The sequence below is a fragment of the Flavobacterium aestivum genome, assembly GCF_026870175.2.
GTDB classification, from domain to species: Bacteria; Bacteroidota; Bacteroidia; order Flavobacteriales; family Flavobacteriaceae; genus Flavobacterium; species Flavobacterium aestivum.
Window position 1 is genome coordinate 1995672 of the sequence record NZ_CP113977.2, and the last position, 15830, is coordinate 2011501.

Here is a 15830-nt window from a genome sequence, read left to right on the forward strand (position 1 = left end):
AATTAATAAAAATGACAGATAATTCATTAAACGAGTTGAAAGTAAATATTTTTTATAGAGCAAAGTTATTTATAGAAAATATCAAAGAATTTGCTCCATTTGGAGCTAAAGTAATTGAAGGAAATATAAAGGATGTTGTTTATTCTGACGATACTGAAATTATCGACTCTGCAAAAGGCATAAAAATTCTTCAAGATAATTTTTCAGACGAAATAAAGAATAAAACTATTCAGGCAGGTGCTATTGCTTTTGATGTAACAGCTAATTTTAAAAATAGCGATGGAATATCTGAAAAGAGAGATGCGCTTTGTCTTAAAATATCTAGTGATGGAGAAAATTGGAGTGAGGAGTATTTTCCTTATATGATTATTGATGGCGAATGTGTGTGGAAATAGCCTAGTAAATTTAAAGGATGAGTGTAATGCTCATCCTTTTTTTACCCCTTCCTGATGTACCAGTACTACCCCCTGTTTCCGATTCAAAAACAGCGAACTCGAATTTAGTAAACTCTCTTATGATTGATTTGAAAAAAAATAAGTGGTTATTTTAAAAACATCATCCAAAAAAATATTTTTTTAAGAATTTTTATTGATTTTTTTTAGATGCCAAAAGCCCATAAACAGCGGAAATAAGACCTATTTAGTGCGTTTTTTACCGTTGTCATTCCTCACGTAAGCACTAACAGCACCGCCACCAGAAAACCCCTGAAACCACACTAAAATCAGGCTTTTGTCTTATATGTGATTATCAGGAGTTAATGCGGAAAACTCACAAAATAGTGTCCCACTTTGGAACAGTGATTTTTGCATCCAAAAAAAATATTTCATCGAAAATGCTTCAATACGCTACACTTTTGAAAAAATGTTAGTATTTATTAAACAGATGCACCTTGTATGATATTGCTGTATCTAAGAAATAACAAAATACTAATAATTAAAAAAAATGGAATATGAGAATATTAAAGCATTTGTGAGAAGTACAAAGACAAGTAAAAGCACTGTTTATAGATTTTATAAAAAAAATAATGAACTATTTACAGAAACAAAAATTAAAGGTGGAAAGCGATTATTTCCAGCCGACCATGTTAAATATTTTGATAGTGAAATAATGTTTGAGGAAAACAAAAATCTAAGAAAAGAAATCCAGTCGATGCGAAATCTTATCGATTGTTTAGAAGATAAAAACAGCCTGCAATATACATTGTGGATGATGGAATGGTCGTTCTTTTTCACCATACCGTACAAACTGGAACGCAACAAAAAAAGCTGTTATAAGCAGATGCACGGTGTCTATGATTATTTGCTAAAAAAGTACGGTGATACTACGGAATTAAGGATGTTTTTTTCCACAGAACCGTTTACCGATAGAAAAGGTTATCACAACCATTTTGTGATTTATATTGAAGATAAAAAATTACATGAGCAAGTTGTAACCGACATTCAGGAATATTTCAGCTATGACCGTGTTGAGGTAAGTGTTTACGATAAATACAAAGCTGGATTGTTCTATATGAGCAAAGAAGGATTAAACGGAGAGGATTGGGATTTTATCAGCAATAGTAAGAACATCGAGAACAATGAAAATTAAATTTAAACTATCTCAGTTAAAACAAATCCTGAAATCGGAGCGACTTAAAGTTCCAGTAATTTTTAATGCAGAAGATTTTACGGATAAGGAATTTTTAGAACTTTTACGATTGTTACAAACCAACTAAACGAAGCTAATCCCTTCGTTTTTTTTATGGATTAAAATATTTATAAAATCCTCAAGCCCAGGAAAATCCAGGTTTTTCTTGTTTTATTAAAAATATACCTGGAGATTTGTTTCACTATTTCAAAGAAGTGAAATGTGAAGCATAAACCCAGTAAAATCGGGGGTTCGCAGAAGGTGGTAAAATGACCGATTTCACTTAGGTAGAAAAGATAAAAAAAGTGAAACTAAAAATAATATAATATGGCTTTAAAGGGACAAAAAACAACGAGTGATTTTTTAGAATGGGACAAAATGCAGAGCATCGTTTTGAAACTGGAAAGAGATAATGATTTAAAATTTGCGCTACTTATCGCTACTGGTAGTTACATCGGACTGAGAATTTCAGACCTACTTCAATTAAGATGGCATCAGGTATTAAATCAGGATTACTTCACCATTATCGAGAAAAAGACCAAAAAGAATCGCAAAGTGACCATCAACCCAGAACTGCAAATAATTCTAAACCGTTTGTTTATCCAGTTGGAAGCCAGTGAAAATGATTTAATGTTTGTCAATCGATTTGGAGACAAGCCGTTCAGCATCCAGTACGTAAACAGCAAACTCAAAGATATATTTACCAAATACAAGGTAAGAGGTCAGTATTCCAGCCATTTTATGAGAAAAACACTGGGCAGACGTATTTGGGAAGTGAATAGGTACTCTGACCAAGCATTGCTATTGTTGTCCCAATTGTTTAACCATGCCAGCGTTAGCACTACTAAAATTTACTTGGGAATCCGTGAACAGGAAATTTCTAACCTATACCTGAGTGTGTAGGTTAGAAAAATATATCCGTGAAATCATTATGAACATCCAGAAAAATTGGGTATCTTTGATAAAATGGCACAAAAGGCTAAAAACAATTGAACTTAATTGCTCCTTTTGGGTTATAAACTCCGAAATCCGCAGGGGGATGATTTTTGGTCATATAGGCGTATCACTTCAAAATAATGGCAACCGCTTTAAAAAGTGGGTGGTCATTCGGATGAAAGCTGTTTCAGTAAAACGGCAGTAGTCCAAAAAAATCAAAATAAAGACAGTATAAAAAATTGGGACAAAACCCTATGTGGGATTTTTACGCCTAAAAAATACTGACTACAAAAGTAATAAAAGTATTAAAATGAATGATTTAAGTGAAGTTTACAGGTCTTTTGAAACAGGAATAAGAAGTGCCAAAGCCATAAAACCAAAAGAATATTTAAAAAGTATCGGACTGGATTACTCGGAGCTACGGATTGGATTTAATTCTGGTCAGTTCCACCATGGAAGAAAAAAAGAGATAAAAGACCATTACGAAAAACTGGGATTACTTACCAAAAGTGAGGCTGGTGTGAATAATGAAGGACTTACCGCCTATACCGTATTTGGAAGGTATGGACTGATTTTTCCCCTGGTGAATAAGGAAAATGAAATTGTAAATTATTTCGCACTAAGATTTGATTTAGAAACCCCTAAAGAAGAATTTTTAAACAGCGAAGGTATTTATCCAATTTATCCAAATCTTTTAACCAAGAGGCTGTATTTAGCCCCTACGGTGATTGATTGCGCAAGCCTGATGCAGTCTAAGGTACTGGAGAACCGTGATGCGGTGATAGCCCTGCACAATGGGAAACTAATGCCCCAGCATGAGGAAGCTATCAAATCACTAAGCGAACTGGAAGAAATAATACTCATTAACCGTTAAGACCATGCAACAAAATATAAGAACATTAATACAAAATATAAGACCAGAATTACCAGTAAAACTGGTTCAGCTCCCAGAAGGGCATACAATGAATGATATGTGGTTGAATTATGGAGCGGATGGGATTATCAAGCTCTTACAAAATCAAGAAACAGAAAAAGCAATCCCATCTTTGGAAATTTTAAATAATTATAAAATTTTATATAAAGGAAAAACAGGCACATTTTACGTGATTGGAAGTTTACCTATGGATTTGGGTAATCTAAGAGTTTCGCTTCAAATAGTGGAACATGAAACCCATAAGAAACACCGATTAAAAATAGACCTTTTTGATTTTGTGAACGTGCAGAACCAGTGCAGGGAACTAAACGAGAAACAGGGTTTTGATATCAATCTTTTGGAAGCGGATTTGATAAAGTTTACCGACCTATTGGAAGAGTATAGAGAAGCAATATTCAACGCTGAAATGAACCCTGTAAGCGACCAATTTTCACAAAAGGAACTAACACCCCAAGCCAATGAAAAAGCGGTGGAATTTCTCTCAAAACCACGTCTGTTTCAGTGTATAGATAAACTGTTGGAACAAAGTGGAATTGTAGGAGAAGAAGAAAACAGATTGCTATTATTCATACTGGCATCAAGCTATAAAATGCCGTATCTGATGCACGGAATAGTACAAGGAAAATCAGGTGAAGGTAAATCCCATTTGATTAATTCAATAGCAGATTGCATGCCACAGGAAGACCTAATGAATATGACCAGAATTACCAGTAAATCACTGTATCACTACAGGGATAAGGAGCTGATAAATAAACTTATAATCGTTCAGGATTTTGATGGATTAGACGAAGAAGCCCAGTTTGCATTCAGGGAAATGCAATCCGCAAAGTGTCTATCGAGTTCCACCGTTGTAAAAGATATGACAGGAAACACCAGGGGAAAAATGAAAACGGTACATGCCCATTTTTCCAGTCTTACGGCAACAACCAAAGAAGAGGTGTATTTTGATAATATGAGCCGTTCAGTAGTGTTGGGTGTAGACGAAAGTCAGGAACAGACCCTGAGAATCATAAATGCCCAAAACAAGAAACATGCAGGTGTAAGCAGTGCCGAGAGCGAACAGCAGGCAAAACAGCTTTTAAGAAACTGTATGAGGGTTTTAAAAAGTTATCAGGTGGTAAATCCATTTGCAGACAAACTGATGCTCCCAGTAGAAGCTAAGATGCTCAGAAGGTTAAATGACCAGTTCCAAAACTTTGTATCACAAATCTCCATACTGCACCAGTACCAACGTAAAACGGATGATAAAGGCAGATTGGTGGCTACTGAAGAAGATGTAAGAAAAGCCGTTGAAATATTTTTTAGTCCCATCGTTATAAAAGTGGATGAACTCGATAAAAGCACCAGACAGTTTTTTGAAATATTAAAGGGATTTCTTAAAAACCAGACAAACGGAACAACGCACCGTTTTACGACCCGTGAAATCAGACAGGAACTGAATATCAGTAAAACCTCAGCTTTTAAATACGTCCAAATTTTGCAGGAACTGGAATACATACAGGCGGTGGAAGGTTCACCAAACAAAGGATTTAAATATATAGTTAGTTACTGGGACGATATGGAAAAATTAAAATCCAAAATCAAGGAAGACCTGAACAAGCAGTTAGACCAGTTGAAAATGAACACCACCTAAAAGAACACGGGAAGTCCAGTAATTACAGCTAATATAACGCTAGTGTTCGCAGTTTAGGAAAGTGCGCATAAGCAAAGATTTAAAATGATGATTTAAGAAACACAAAAGAAACATGAAAAAAACAATAAAAACACCAGCATTTATCAACCTTCACAATGATTATGACCAATTTATCAAAGTAAGAAACTACAAAACTGGAAATACCAAAATGTATCAGAACGTAGTAGCTGAATTTTTAATCTGGCTGGAAGAAGCTGGTATCACAAAAATAAAAGAGGTTACCAGTACAGAAACAATAACCTATTTTGAGTATTTGATACATAGACCCAAACAACGGGGTGCAGGGACATTAGCGGATAAAACCATCAAGTTCCACCTATTCGCCTTGGGATTGTTTGTACTGCATTTACTGGAAACTAAAGCCATTGATAAAGAATTTTATATTCCAAATCACGGCACCGCAGACCAGAAACCAAGAAACATTTTAACGGTGGAAGAAATCAAAACAGTATTTCAACATTGCCAAAATGAACAGGAAAAAGCGTTGTTGTCGGTGGCTTATGGTTGCGGTTTAAGGCGTGAAGAAATTGAAGCTTTGGACGTAAGAGATATTCAACTCAGTTCAGGGATGCTCATTGTAAGAGAAGGAAAATACAGTAAAAGGCGTGAAGTTCCCATGAGTGATAAAGTTATCGAAGATTTGAAAAAATATATAATTGAAGAACGGTATCAGTTGTTAGAGGGTAAGAAAAAACTCGAAGAAGCACTTTTTATCAATTCAAAAGGAAAACGAATGAGCGGTGAATTATTGGGAGACACATTAAAAAACATGGTGGAGCAAACCCAGCAATTTGACTTAATTCAGAAGGAAATAACGCTTCATTGCCTACGACATAGTATTGCGTACCACTTAGCCGAAAACAATGCAGGAATTGAGTTTATAAAAGGTTTTCTGGGTCATGCCCAAATCAATACCACCTACTTATATGCCATCAAAAACAAAAAAAGAAAACCAGTAACAACATTTTAAAAAATTATTCATGACAAAAGTATCATTAGAAATATATCTCAAACAATACCAAACCACCCAGACTGCTGAAAGTTATCTGTACACCATCAACCACTTTTTGAAAACCAATCCCAAAGCCAAAAGATACAAGTTTCAGGACATAGTGCGGTATATGGATGAAGTGGGTCACAAACAAAAAAACATCCAGTACAGAATTAGAATTTTATCCGCAATCAAAAAATATTATGAATATCTGGTGATGGTGGGACTACGTTCAGACCATCCGTGCAAACGGCTAAATATCAAAAACAACAACAATCAAAAAATACAGGTTCAGGACTTATTTACCAGTGAAGAACTGCAATTGATTTTGAAAAGAGAAAACCGTTATCAATACATAGATACCAGAAACAGCGTACTATTATCATTACTGATTTATCAGGGATTAACCAGTGAGGAACTAACAGCGTTAAAAATCAAAGATGTTGATTTAGATGCAGGTACTATTTATATCAAAGCATCAACGAACCAGAACAGCAGAACCTTGGAATTACTAAATAAACAGATGATAGTTTTATTCAATTATATCAATGAAATACGACCTAAATTACTACGATGCACAACGGATAAACTGCTGTTAAATAAATTAGGGAAACCCATTTCAGTAGATGGTATCCATTCGATTACAGAGCAGTTAAGACCATTGTTCCCAGATAGAAATCTTAATCCCAGAACCATCCGCATGAGTGTTATTTGTAACTGGCTCAATGAAAAGAAACTGCCACTGGAAACAGTTCAGGAGCTTGCTGGTCATAAGTGGCCTGGTACGACTGAGAAATATATCAAGGTGGATAGTCTGCATCAAAGGGAATTGATAAATAAATATTTTCCGATTTAAAATCTAAAATTTTAATATTTTATAAGTTACTATTATCGAAACCCAATCTAAAACCTATCATTTATTTGATGGGTTTTTTTATGCTCCATTGGTTAGGATTATTAACTAATAACTTCTATTTTCGTAACGAAGTAAAAGTTCTTTGAATTATATAATAATCAGTAAATCGCACTAATTACTATTAAGGAAAATTTGTAAATCCCTATAAGATTAAGTTTCAAGGTCAGGAGCGTCAGGATGAAATAGGACTTAATTGGGACAGTTTTAAGTGGAGAAACTATGATTATGCGATTGGAAGATTTATGTGTATCGACCCATTAGCAGAAAAATATACTTATAATAGTCCATATGCTTTTTCTGAAAATAGAGTTATAGATGGACGGGAATTAGAAGGTTTAGAATGGGTTGCAGGTAGTCAAGCCCAACAATGGAATTCAGCATTTAAACAAATGGGGCAAGCTTTTGCGGGTGCATTCGATAAAATGTCAGCAAAAGCAGTGGCTTTTTTCAGTGTTAGTACTGAAATAGCACCTAAAACATCTGTCGAAAAAACAACGTCCGCATCGGCTACAACCAATTTTCTAAATTATGTGAATTTTCAATCTCAAGGAGTAGAATCAAACGCTTTTACTGTTAAAGTCGAAACTAAAACAGAGGTAAAATTTAGTGTTGAAGCAAAAGCAAAAGCTGGAGTTTTAGATGTGAAAGTTGAAAATTCAACAAGTAGAGATGTAAAAAACGGAACAGTTACTAATGAAACCAAAGCTGTAGTTGGTATAGGCAACAATGGTGCTTTTGTTTCTAGTAGTACAGATTTAAAATCTAAAGAAACTACCGTAAGAGGAGGTGTTCAGGTCGAAGCAGAAACTCCTAAAGTTAAAAACACATCTATAAAGGTAGGTGCAAACTTTTCTGTAGGACAAAAAGAAAATTAATAGAAATAAATTACTTAATGAAATATTTGAAATATGAAAAACATTCTTTCTTGTTTTATACTGTTGATTTTATTTGTCAATTGTAATGATAAAAAATCAAGATCAACTTCAAAAGAAAATAATAATAAAGTTGTAGGGAATAATCAATTATTACCAGGATGGAAAACTTACGAGACCAAAGATGTAAAGGTTAATATACCATCAATATGGAAACCAGAAACAATAAAAGATGCATTGTTTTATACACCAATAAATAAAGGTAAAAATGATTTTTACTATGTTATATTAAACTACAATACATCCCAAATTAATAGTAAGGATTATCTAAAAGAGGTTTTTAAAGAAATCTCAAAAAAAGATTCAAATTTTAACTACAATTTAAAGAAGATTAGTTTTAAAAATACCAATCAATGTTATTATTTAGAGCTTTTTACTAATGAAGGTAGTTTTAAATACAAAATATATACTCTTATATATGAAGTAGGAAATCAAATTTATGATTTTAGTTATAAAACATTAGATGATAAAAAAGAGAATGCCAAAAATTATCAAACTTTTTATAGTGTTTTATTTAGTTTTGAATTTAAATACGATAATGTAGTTGATGGTGAGAAGTTTGTTATAGACGATACTAAAACTTTAAAATATGAAGATTTATAAATTAAAAGGCAATGTATCAGATTAGGTGTTTTCTATAAAATAGTATATAAAAACCTGAAAAACAATATAAATTAAATTAATAAAAGAAAAGAGGTGACCTGATGATCACCTCTTTTTCCATCTTTGTCTTCTCGTTTAGCAATGAACAAGCTATTGTTCCCGAAGTAGTATCCCTAGAAACATCAAACACTACAACGATTAAAGGTAATTTTACAAAATATACGATGAGTAGCCAATATCTAATTACGGAGATACAAATTTATTTACTAAGCCAAAAGTTGAATCTAAAAGTCAAGTAAAAGCGACAGCAAAATCTACAGTAGTTGTCGAAGGTGTGACAGTTACTGCTTCGCACACTAAAAGCAAGGATATAAAAACTGGAGATAAAGAGAGTGAATCAAAAGTTGTAGTTGGTGCGGGTGATAATGGAGTTTTTGTTTCTAAAACAAAAACCAATGGAGCTAAAAGCGAAACTAGAGCAGGAGTTCAAGTAGAGCAATCAATTCCAGTTTCGCCAACGAATAAAGTCAAATTTGGTGCAAGTATATCAATCGGTCAATAAAATAATTTCATTATGAAAAACAAAATTTTTTTCTTATTTATTGCTTTAATAGTCTTAAATGCTTGTAAAAAAGCTGAAAATATAAAGACAAATACGTCAACTAATAATCATTTTTGGGAAATTAAAAACCAAGATGCTCGACCTGTAATTGTTAATTGGGAGCAGTATGAAAATGATACAATTAAAATTAAGACCCCTATTGGGTGGAGAATTAAAAAATCGACAGATTCTTGGATATATTTTCCTTATGATAAGAAAAACCCAAAATTGTATTTTGCGATTACGAAGTATAATGTAGCTGAAGTAAACTTAAATGCAAAAAGTTACTTAATTGAAGGATTTAAACAAATTTCTGATAAGATAGATGAATTTCATTATATACTTAAGAAGTTAAGTTTTGCAAATGGAACAGAATGTTATTTGTTAACAATTTTTACAAAAGAAAAAAACCTTAACTACATTACTTATAGTTTAATATGTCAACCTGAAAACCTTATATATGACTTTGCTTTTAAAACGCTAAATAATCAAAAAGACAACGAGGTGAATTACAGAAAATTTCTTCTAATCGCACAAAGTTTTGAAGATGATAAAAATATGGTAATTGATGGTTCAAAATTCATAATCAATGAAGAAAAAGTATTGAAATTTGAAGACTTGAAATAATGGGTAGAGTAATGCCCCAGCTAGCGCGAGCGTCCGGTAGTGTTTCAAAGTTAGTGATATGCATTTTTATATTTCTAACATACTGAAAAAGAACGATAATTAAAAATAATTTAGATAAAGGATAAAAAGAAGAAACCTCGCTAATTGCGAGGTTTTTTTAGGTAATGTATCAGATATGCTGGTGGTTAATTATACTCTGAACTAGGCAAATGATAGTGCCAATCAGGCTGTATTTCAAACTGCCGCAAGGATTGTGACTCCTATCGAAGATATTTATAGTCTAGCTACTAGAAAAGATTTTGATGGCAATGATGTAAATAGAGCACAGGCGGGAATGATGATTTTAATGACTGCCACCCCCGTAAAAGCAGAAGTTAAGGAAGGTATTATTATTGCTGAACATGGAGTGGGGTCCTAAGAATCCAAAAGCAGCAAAATATGAAGCAGCTGCTAAAAAAGAATTTGGGAATTAATAAAATATTTGGATAATGAATAAAAGACAAAAAATAACGGTAGGTTCAATACTTGAAATAAACATTGATGATAAATATTACGCTTATGCACAAATTTTAGATAAAGGAGGTTATGCTTTTTTTGATTATAAAAGTGAAAAACACTTGATCGACTTATCTATACTACAGGAAAAGCCTATTTTATTTATAGTTGGTGTATATGAAGATGTTGTCAAAAAAGGACATTGGTTAAAAGTAGGTAAACTTGATATAAGACAAGAACTAGAAATCCAACCGATGCAATTTATCCAAGACGCTCAACATCCTGATAGATTTGAGTTTTATAATCCAAATACTGGGGATATTACACCTACAACAAAAGATAAAGTTAAAGGATTAGAAAGAGCAGCTGTATGGGATGCCAATCATGTTGAGGATAGGATTAGATCTCATTATGAAGGGACAACAAGTATTTGGTTGAAAGAAGATTTAGAATTATTTAAAGAATAAGTTATAATCTAAAACGAAAAAAGCCCCAAATTGGGGTTTTTTATTTAACATCATTCAGTACGCCTGAGAGTGCATCTTTTAATTTTTTCTTTCCTGCAAAAGCACCACAATATGAAGCAGCTGCAAAAGATTATTTTGAACAAGGTGGTTCTGAGAATTCTAACCCTATAACTAATTAATGTATGAAAAGGATAATTTTAAATTATAGTACCATTATTTATTTAATATGTTTTGTTTTATATACGGTAAATCTACTTTTATTAAGTTTTACGTTCAATACTTTTTTCTTTTTATTGTATAGTTTATTTTGTTTAGTTGCTATATATTTTATTTTTAAAGAAAAATATGTAAAACAGTCATTAATGTTTTTAGGAATTACTAATTTATTGCAATCTTTTAGTCTTATCATTTTTGGATTGTCTTATAAATTTATTCTAGGCCCAGATTTATCTCTTTATTTAATAGATACTGGTGACAAGATAGTAGAGTTTTCTTTTAAAATGTACAATGTAATATTTTATATTAATAAGATTGAAAGAGATAAAACATTGTTTTTAGGTTTAAATTTTATTCATTTATTTCTCTTCTTTGGTTTTGTTATTTTAGCGCATAGGCATTCAAAAAAAGAGTAGTATTTCAAAGTTAACGATATGTGATTTTATATTGCTACCACATTGAAAAGGGATAATTTACAGAAGTAATTTTGATAAAAGGGTAAAAAGAAGAAACCTCGCAATTTCGCGAGGTTTTTTTTGGTGGTGGTTAGTATATCAAATCATTTGAATCTTCCTGTTAAAATAACATTTGGAACTTCAGGGTCTGTGACTTATCTTTACGACTCAGCGGGGATAAAAATACAGAAAACTGTCAATTCTTTGTTGCCAACACCAATTGTTACCACTACCAATTATTTGGGTGGGTTCCAGTACGAAAACAATGTCTTGAAATTTTTCCCAACGACGGAAGGTTATGTAGAACCTAACGGAAGTTCTTACAAATATATTTACCAATACAAGGATCATTTAGGGAATGTGCGATTGAGTTACGGTGATGCTAATGGTGACGGAGCCATTACCAGTGTTGAGATAATTGAAGAGAGTCATTACTATCCTTTCGGTCTTAAGCATAGCGGGTATAATTCTGTGGTCACTTCCACCAATCCTGCTCAAAAAGTTAAGTTCCAAGGACAAGAACGTCAAGACGAGCTAGAACTGAACTGAGATAGTTTCAAATGGAGAAACTATGATTATGCGATTGGAAGATTTATGTGTATAGACCCATTAGCTGAAAAATATCCCTATAATTCAACTTACGCATTCCAAGAAAATAAAATGGGAATGGGTAGAGAGTTAGAAGGTTTAGAACTCGTTCCATGGGGATTATTAGGGACTACTGAAATTATTAGAGTAGGAACAGATATTACAGGTAAAACATCAGAGGTTGCAGGTAAGACTGAAATTCATCATTTAATTCCAAGAGCTGCCAAAGGAAATGATGTTGTCAAGCAAGGAATTGAAGAAGGATTTAAGTTTGAGGGTGCAGAAAATAAAATGCCTTTAGAAAAATTCAGTAAATCAACAGGTAATGGTAGACATGGAAATCATCCTAGTTATAATAAAGGTGTACTTGATAAACTTGGTGAATTCGGTAAAACTGCTGAAGGTTCAAAAACAACAGAAGGCTCAAAAACAGCTTTGGAATTTTTAAGAAATTTAACTCAGGAATTAAAAGAGACAATTAAAAACAATCCTGACAAAAAAATAAATGACGTTTTAAAAAGTGAAACAAGTCCAACAGTAATTGATAATACTGCGATTAAAAAGCCTGAGCTTCCAAAACCTGTTCCAAAGCCAAAACCTGACCCTAACCAAATTATGATATAATAATTTATGGAATATAATTATAATACACCAGAAGAAGCAATAATATCTTTAGAAAAAGCTTATAGTAATAAAGATTTGGAAAATATAATAGCTTCTAAAGATTTTGAAACAGAAGCAAAGATAATATTACATAGAAGTAATATTGCTTTAACAAAAGAGGCTATAAAAGAAACAGCGGAATTATTGGAATTATCACTTATTGACCACTTGCAAAGTAATGGATACCCAAATTTTGAAGATGTTAAAAGAAAGTTCTCAGATTTAAGAGAAATTGAAAATAATCTTTATTTTTTATACGAAACATTACATTATGATGACGGAGAGAGTTATAAAAACAAAATTTTTCTCACACTCATAAATAACAAATGGAGAGTTGCAATGACTGAATAAAAATAGTAGTGTTTCAAAATTAGTGATATGCAATTTTACATTGCTAACGCACTGAAAAAGAACAATAATTAAAATAATTTATTAATGGATGAGCAATATTGCTCATCCATTTTTGTTCTGATATTGTCTGGTAGTGTTGGAATTTGGTACAATAAAGTCTACAAAACCTGAGATTGAAATTGTCTCTATTCACCTATAAATTTATTAATAAAAATATAATATGACGGATATACAATTACAAAATTTAAAGATAAATATTTTTAATCAAGCTAAGATATATATAGAGAATATGGGAGAATTTGCTCCTTTTGGTTCTACAATTCTTAATGATATAATAGCCCCTGTTGGATATTATAGCAATGAAGAAATGGAGTTACTACCTTTGAGTGGAGTGAGAGTTAAGAATAAAAACTTAATTTTTGGATTTAATAAGGTATTAAATTTGAATAAAGTCTTATTAAGCCTAGAAATAAATAATTGTCTTAATAGTAAGATTTATTGTCAGTAGATAGACACCTTAAATGCTCACTTAACATTGTTATCTCCATCCATCAGTTTTTGAATATCATGATAGCGATAATACATAAGCCCGCCAATTTTATTATAGGGAAGAGTCCCATTTATTCTAAGATTCTGTAAGGTTCCAGCTGAAATGCTTAGAAGTTTACGAACCTCATAACTTTTGAGCCATACTCGTGTTTCCTGGCCTTGTTTTTTAGGATACTGTTGATATCTACGAATTTCTTCTAACAGTTCTTTTTTAAATTTTTCTAGGTCATCCTTAGTTATAAGATCCACATTCATAATTCTTATTTTTTGCATTAAACTATACTATCTGAACATATAATTCTGCTGGTTATTTACATAATCAATGTAAAATAAAGGAGGGATAGTACTAAAAAAATATAATTGCGTACGTTTGTCCGACTTTGGCTCTCTTTTATCAGTCAAAATGAAGTTAGGAGCAGTAAGGAGCAGTTAAAATTAAATCCAAATTATACAGGGGAAAGGCGATCTTAATGACTGCCCTTTGAATATTAAATTTCTATATTTTAATTGTCTGTCACATCCGCAGACATCCTCTCTTTGAGATTTTGCATGTCTTCACTTAGCTTATGCTCTATTACCTTTGCATAAATTTGAGTTGTACGAATACTTGTATGGCCGAGCATTTTTGATACACTTTCTATTGGTACTCCATTACTAAGTGTAACAGTAGTTGCAAAAGTATGGCGTGCGATATGAAATGTTAGTGTCTTTGTTATCCCACAAATGTCTGCGATTTCTTTTAGATAGCCGTTCATTCGTTGGTTTGAAATTACAGGAAACACTGTGCCGTTATTTTGTGACCTTGGATCATCTCTATATTTCTCTATTAATTCTATTGCTTGTGGTAACAGTGGTACACGTACACTTGTATCTGTCTTTGTTCTACTTGTGGATATCCATAACCCTCCATCAATACCAATAATAATGTTATTTGGTGCTAATTCAGTAAGATCAATATATGCTAGTCCTGTATAACAACTGAATAGAAACATATCTCTTACCTGCCTCAGACGTTCAATACTAAACTTTTTATTTTCTAACCCTAGGAGTTCTTTACTGGTAAGGCATTCTCGCTCCACTTTGTCAAAATGCTTTTTGAAGCTTGAGAACGGATCTTTGGATAGCCAATCCAATTTTACAGCCATGTTTATCATCTTACGGAGTCTTTCTATGTGTTTCATGATTCCATTGTTGTTTAGGGGCTTTTGATGGTCCTTCGGTACATAATTTAATAAGTAGCTTTCGAAGTCCAAGATGAATCGATAATTTAGTTCTGAAAGAACAATATCGGTCCTATAGTATTTCTCCATGAGGAATTTTCTTATATAGCGTTGAGTTGTATAATAGTTTTTCATTGTGCCCGATGCCAATTTAATTCCTTGCTGCTCATTATGATGTTCTATAAGGGATAACAGTGTAGGAGCCAATTTTCCTTTACCAAGCATCCTGTCACGGATTGCAGGACCATCTATTGCAACATCTGAGAGCAACATCTGTTGGTAGATATTAATAATCTTTGCCTTGAATTGGTTAAGAAACATGTTAAGTTCTGTTATTTCCTTTCGACTTCCCCTTGGCATTCCTTTTTTTATATCCCATTCCGCAGCAGTTACTGAGCGCTTTATTGAGATTTCTGTACGTTTGCCATTTACTGTTATTCTTGCGCATATCGGCATCTTGCCTTGTGCCGAAACCTTTTGTACTTTAAGATAAAATAGTACCCCGAATGTGCTGTTCCTTGTTGTCATATCTACAAAATTTAATGTTTAACATTTTTTTGACACATTCATTAAATTTTGGATGTTGCGACTCACGTAAAGATGGAGCAATTATCCAATAAATTTAAAAGTGCCGAACAAAGCACATTGACTGAATATCATGATGTTAACCCAGTTATTGGGACCTAAACTTAAAAAAACAAAATGGGTAGCCGAATAGGTCCCATTTAGTTTGATACAACTTGAACATTTTGGAGTTAAAAAATAGAAAAACCCCTTAAATCATACGATTTAAGGGGTTTTGACGGCCTATGTAAGGCGTTAGTGTCGGGGTGGCAGGATTCGAACCTGCGGCCTCCTGCTCCCAAAGCAGGCGCGATAACCGGGCTACGCTACACCCCGTATTGCGAGTGCAAATATAAGGTTTAATTCTGCTTTTCAAAATTTTTTTTGAGAAATAAATAAAATT

General features: G+C 32.8%; 21 protein-coding genes and 1 tRNA gene. 19 read left to right on the plus strand and 3 right to left on the minus strand.

Features of this window, described 5'->3' with window-relative positions; translation table 11 throughout:
* The first annotated feature begins 11 nt into the window (after nucleotides 1-11).
* The 19 genes from OZP08_RS08585 to OZP08_RS08675 all read left to right on the plus strand — a co-directional run bounded on the left by OZP08_RS08585 (nucleotide 12) and on the right by OZP08_RS08675 (nucleotide 13602).
* A complete protein-coding gene (locus tag OZP08_RS08585) occupies nucleotides 12-395 on the plus strand; it encodes a hypothetical protein (RefSeq protein ID WP_281323489.1) in 384 nt (127 codons plus the stop codon).
* Between the two features lie 547 nt (nucleotides 396-942).
* A complete protein-coding gene (locus tag OZP08_RS08590; RefSeq protein ID WP_281323490.1) occupies nucleotides 943-1587 on the plus strand; it encodes a hypothetical protein in 645 nt (214 codons plus the stop codon).
* A complete protein-coding gene (locus tag OZP08_RS08595) occupies nucleotides 1577-1714 on the plus strand; it encodes a hypothetical protein (protein ID WP_268849219.1) in 138 nt (45 codons plus the stop codon). Before OZP08_RS08590 ends, OZP08_RS08595 begins: the two co-directional genes overlap by 11 nt.
* Before the next feature lie 239 nt (nucleotides 1715-1953).
* Complete coding sequence (locus tag OZP08_RS08600) at nucleotides 1954-2529, plus strand: tyrosine-type recombinase/integrase (RefSeq protein WP_281323491.1); 576 nt, start codon at nucleotides 1954-1956, stop codon at nucleotides 2527-2529.
* A 343-nt stretch (nucleotides 2530-2872) separates the two neighbouring features.
* A complete protein-coding gene (locus tag OZP08_RS08605; protein ID WP_281323492.1) occupies nucleotides 2873-3436 on the plus strand; it encodes a hypothetical protein in 564 nt (187 codons plus the stop codon).
* A gap of 4 nt (nucleotides 3437-3440) precedes the next feature.
* Nucleotides 3441-5129 (plus strand): hypothetical protein, encoded by a 1689-nt coding sequence (locus tag OZP08_RS08610; RefSeq protein ID WP_281323493.1) that lies wholly within the window; start codon nucleotides 3441-3443, stop codon nucleotides 5127-5129.
* Between the two features lie 112 nt (nucleotides 5130-5241).
* Nucleotides 5242-6159, plus strand: a complete 918-nt coding sequence (locus OZP08_RS08615; RefSeq protein WP_268849224.1) for a tyrosine-type recombinase/integrase — start codon at nucleotides 5242-5244, stop codon at nucleotides 6157-6159.
* Between the two features lie 10 nt (nucleotides 6160-6169).
* Complete coding sequence (locus OZP08_RS08620; RefSeq protein ID WP_281323494.1) at nucleotides 6170-7036, plus strand: tyrosine-type recombinase/integrase; 867 nt, start codon at nucleotides 6170-6172, stop codon at nucleotides 7034-7036.
* Nucleotides 7037-7278: 242 nt separating this feature from the next.
* Complete coding sequence (locus tag OZP08_RS08625; RefSeq protein WP_281323604.1) at nucleotides 7279-7971, plus strand: hypothetical protein; 693 nt, start codon at nucleotides 7279-7281, stop codon at nucleotides 7969-7971.
* A gap of 33 nt (nucleotides 7972-8004) precedes the next feature.
* Nucleotides 8005-8631: a hypothetical protein gene (locus tag OZP08_RS08630; protein WP_281323495.1), complete on the plus strand. Its 627-nt coding sequence runs from the start codon at nucleotides 8005-8007 to the stop codon at nucleotides 8629-8631.
* A 334-nt stretch (nucleotides 8632-8965) separates the two neighbouring features.
* Nucleotides 8966-9193: a hypothetical protein gene (locus tag OZP08_RS08635; RefSeq protein ID WP_268849227.1), complete on the plus strand. Its 228-nt coding sequence runs from the start codon at nucleotides 8966-8968 to the stop codon at nucleotides 9191-9193.
* 12 nt (nucleotides 9194-9205) lie between these two features.
* On the plus strand, nucleotides 9206-9859 hold the full coding sequence (locus OZP08_RS08640) for a hypothetical protein (protein WP_268849228.1): 654 nt from the start codon (nucleotides 9206-9208) through the stop codon (nucleotides 9857-9859).
* A 253-nt stretch (nucleotides 9860-10112) separates the two neighbouring features.
* On the plus strand, nucleotides 10113-10277 hold the full coding sequence (locus OZP08_RS08645) for a hypothetical protein (protein WP_268849229.1): 165 nt from the start codon (nucleotides 10113-10115) through the stop codon (nucleotides 10275-10277).
* A gap of 70 nt (nucleotides 10278-10347) precedes the next feature.
* The gene (locus OZP08_RS08650; RefSeq protein WP_268849230.1) at nucleotides 10348-10821 is read left to right on the plus strand and encodes an Imm26 family immunity protein; all 474 of its coding nucleotides are present in this window, start codon (nucleotides 10348-10350) and stop codon (nucleotides 10819-10821) included.
* 362 nt (nucleotides 10822-11183) lie between these two features.
* Nucleotides 11184-11453 (plus strand): hypothetical protein, encoded by a 270-nt coding sequence (locus tag OZP08_RS08655; RefSeq protein WP_268849231.1) that lies wholly within the window; start codon nucleotides 11184-11186, stop codon nucleotides 11451-11453.
* Between the two features lie 147 nt (nucleotides 11454-11600).
* Entirely contained in the window at nucleotides 11601-12041 is a 441-nt protein-coding gene (locus tag OZP08_RS08660) for a hypothetical protein (RefSeq protein WP_268849232.1), read from the plus strand.
* Nucleotides 12042-12086: 45 nt separating this feature from the next.
* Entirely contained in the window at nucleotides 12087-12704 is a 618-nt protein-coding gene (locus OZP08_RS08665; protein WP_268849233.1) for an AHH domain-containing protein, read from the plus strand.
* 6 nt (nucleotides 12705-12710) lie between these two features.
* Nucleotides 12711-13094 carry a hypothetical protein gene (locus OZP08_RS08670; RefSeq protein WP_268849234.1) on the plus strand — a complete coding sequence of 128 codons (384 nt, stop codon included), beginning with the start codon at nucleotides 12711-12713 and terminating at the stop codon, nucleotides 13092-13094.
* A 220-nt stretch (nucleotides 13095-13314) separates the two neighbouring features.
* Entirely contained in the window at nucleotides 13315-13602 is a 288-nt protein-coding gene (locus OZP08_RS08675) for a hypothetical protein (RefSeq protein WP_268849235.1), read from the plus strand.
* Nucleotides 13603-13619: 17 nt separating this feature from the next.
* Here OZP08_RS08675 and OZP08_RS08680 read toward each other — a convergent pair whose 3' ends face one another.
* The 3 genes from OZP08_RS08680 to OZP08_RS08690 all read right to left on the minus strand — a co-directional run bounded on the left by OZP08_RS08680 (nucleotide 13620) and on the right by OZP08_RS08690 (nucleotide 15763).
* A complete protein-coding gene (locus tag OZP08_RS08680; protein ID WP_268849236.1) occupies nucleotides 13620-13898 on the minus strand; it encodes a helix-turn-helix domain-containing protein in 279 nt (92 codons plus the stop codon).
* Between the two features lie 248 nt (nucleotides 13899-14146).
* On the minus strand, nucleotides 14147-15391 hold the full coding sequence (locus tag OZP08_RS08685) for a site-specific integrase (RefSeq protein ID WP_268849237.1): 1245 nt from the start codon (nucleotides 15389-15391) through the stop codon (nucleotides 14147-14149).
* A gap of 297 nt (nucleotides 15392-15688) precedes the next feature.
* Nucleotides 15689-15763: transfer RNA gene (locus tag OZP08_RS08690), tRNA-Pro, on the minus strand.
* Between the last annotated feature and the right edge of the window lie 67 nt (nucleotides 15764-15830).

Coding starts and splice junctions, on each gene's coding strand:
- OZP08_RS08585 (WP_281323489.1), top strand. CDS start 12: ATGACAGATAATTCATTAAACGAGTTGAAAGTAAATATTTTTTATAGA.
- OZP08_RS08600 (WP_281323491.1), top strand. CDS start 1,954: ATGGCTTTAAAGGGACAAAAAACAACGAGTGATTTTTTAGAATGGGAC.
- OZP08_RS08675 (WP_268849235.1), top strand. CDS start 13,315: ATGACGGATATACAATTACAAAATTTAAAGATAAATATTTTTAATCAA.
- OZP08_RS08615 (WP_268849224.1), top strand. CDS start 5,242: ATGAAAAAAACAATAAAAACACCAGCATTTATCAACCTTCACAATGAT.
- OZP08_RS08685 (WP_268849237.1), bottom strand. CDS start 15,391: ATGACAACAAGGAACAGCACATTCGGGGTACTATTTTATCTTAAAGTA.
- OZP08_RS08670 (WP_268849234.1), top strand. CDS start 12,711: ATGGAATATAATTATAATACACCAGAAGAAGCAATAATATCTTTAGAA.
- OZP08_RS08590 (WP_281323490.1), top strand. CDS start 943: ATGGAATATGAGAATATTAAAGCATTTGTGAGAAGTACAAAGACAAGT.
- OZP08_RS08630 (WP_281323495.1), top strand. CDS start 8,005: ATGAAAAACATTCTTTCTTGTTTTATACTGTTGATTTTATTTGTCAAT.
- OZP08_RS08655 (WP_268849231.1), top strand. CDS start 11,184: ATGTTTTTAGGAATTACTAATTTATTGCAATCTTTTAGTCTTATCATT.
- OZP08_RS08640 (WP_268849228.1), top strand. CDS start 9,206: ATGAAAAACAAAATTTTTTTCTTATTTATTGCTTTAATAGTCTTAAAT.
- OZP08_RS08595 (WP_268849219.1), top strand. CDS start 1,577: ATGAAAATTAAATTTAAACTATCTCAGTTAAAACAAATCCTGAAATCG.
- OZP08_RS08605 (WP_281323492.1), top strand. CDS start 2,873: ATGAATGATTTAAGTGAAGTTTACAGGTCTTTTGAAACAGGAATAAGA.
- OZP08_RS08650 (WP_268849230.1), top strand. CDS start 10,348: ATGAATAAAAGACAAAAAATAACGGTAGGTTCAATACTTGAAATAAAC.
- OZP08_RS08620 (WP_281323494.1), top strand. CDS start 6,170: ATGACAAAAGTATCATTAGAAATATATCTCAAACAATACCAAACCACC.
- OZP08_RS08665 (WP_268849233.1), top strand. CDS start 12,087: ATGTGTATAGACCCATTAGCTGAAAAATATCCCTATAATTCAACTTAC.
- OZP08_RS08680 (WP_268849236.1), bottom strand. CDS start 13,898: ATGAATGTGGATCTTATAACTAAGGATGACCTAGAAAAATTTAAAAAA.
- OZP08_RS08610 (WP_281323493.1), top strand. CDS start 3,441: ATGCAACAAAATATAAGAACATTAATACAAAATATAAGACCAGAATTA.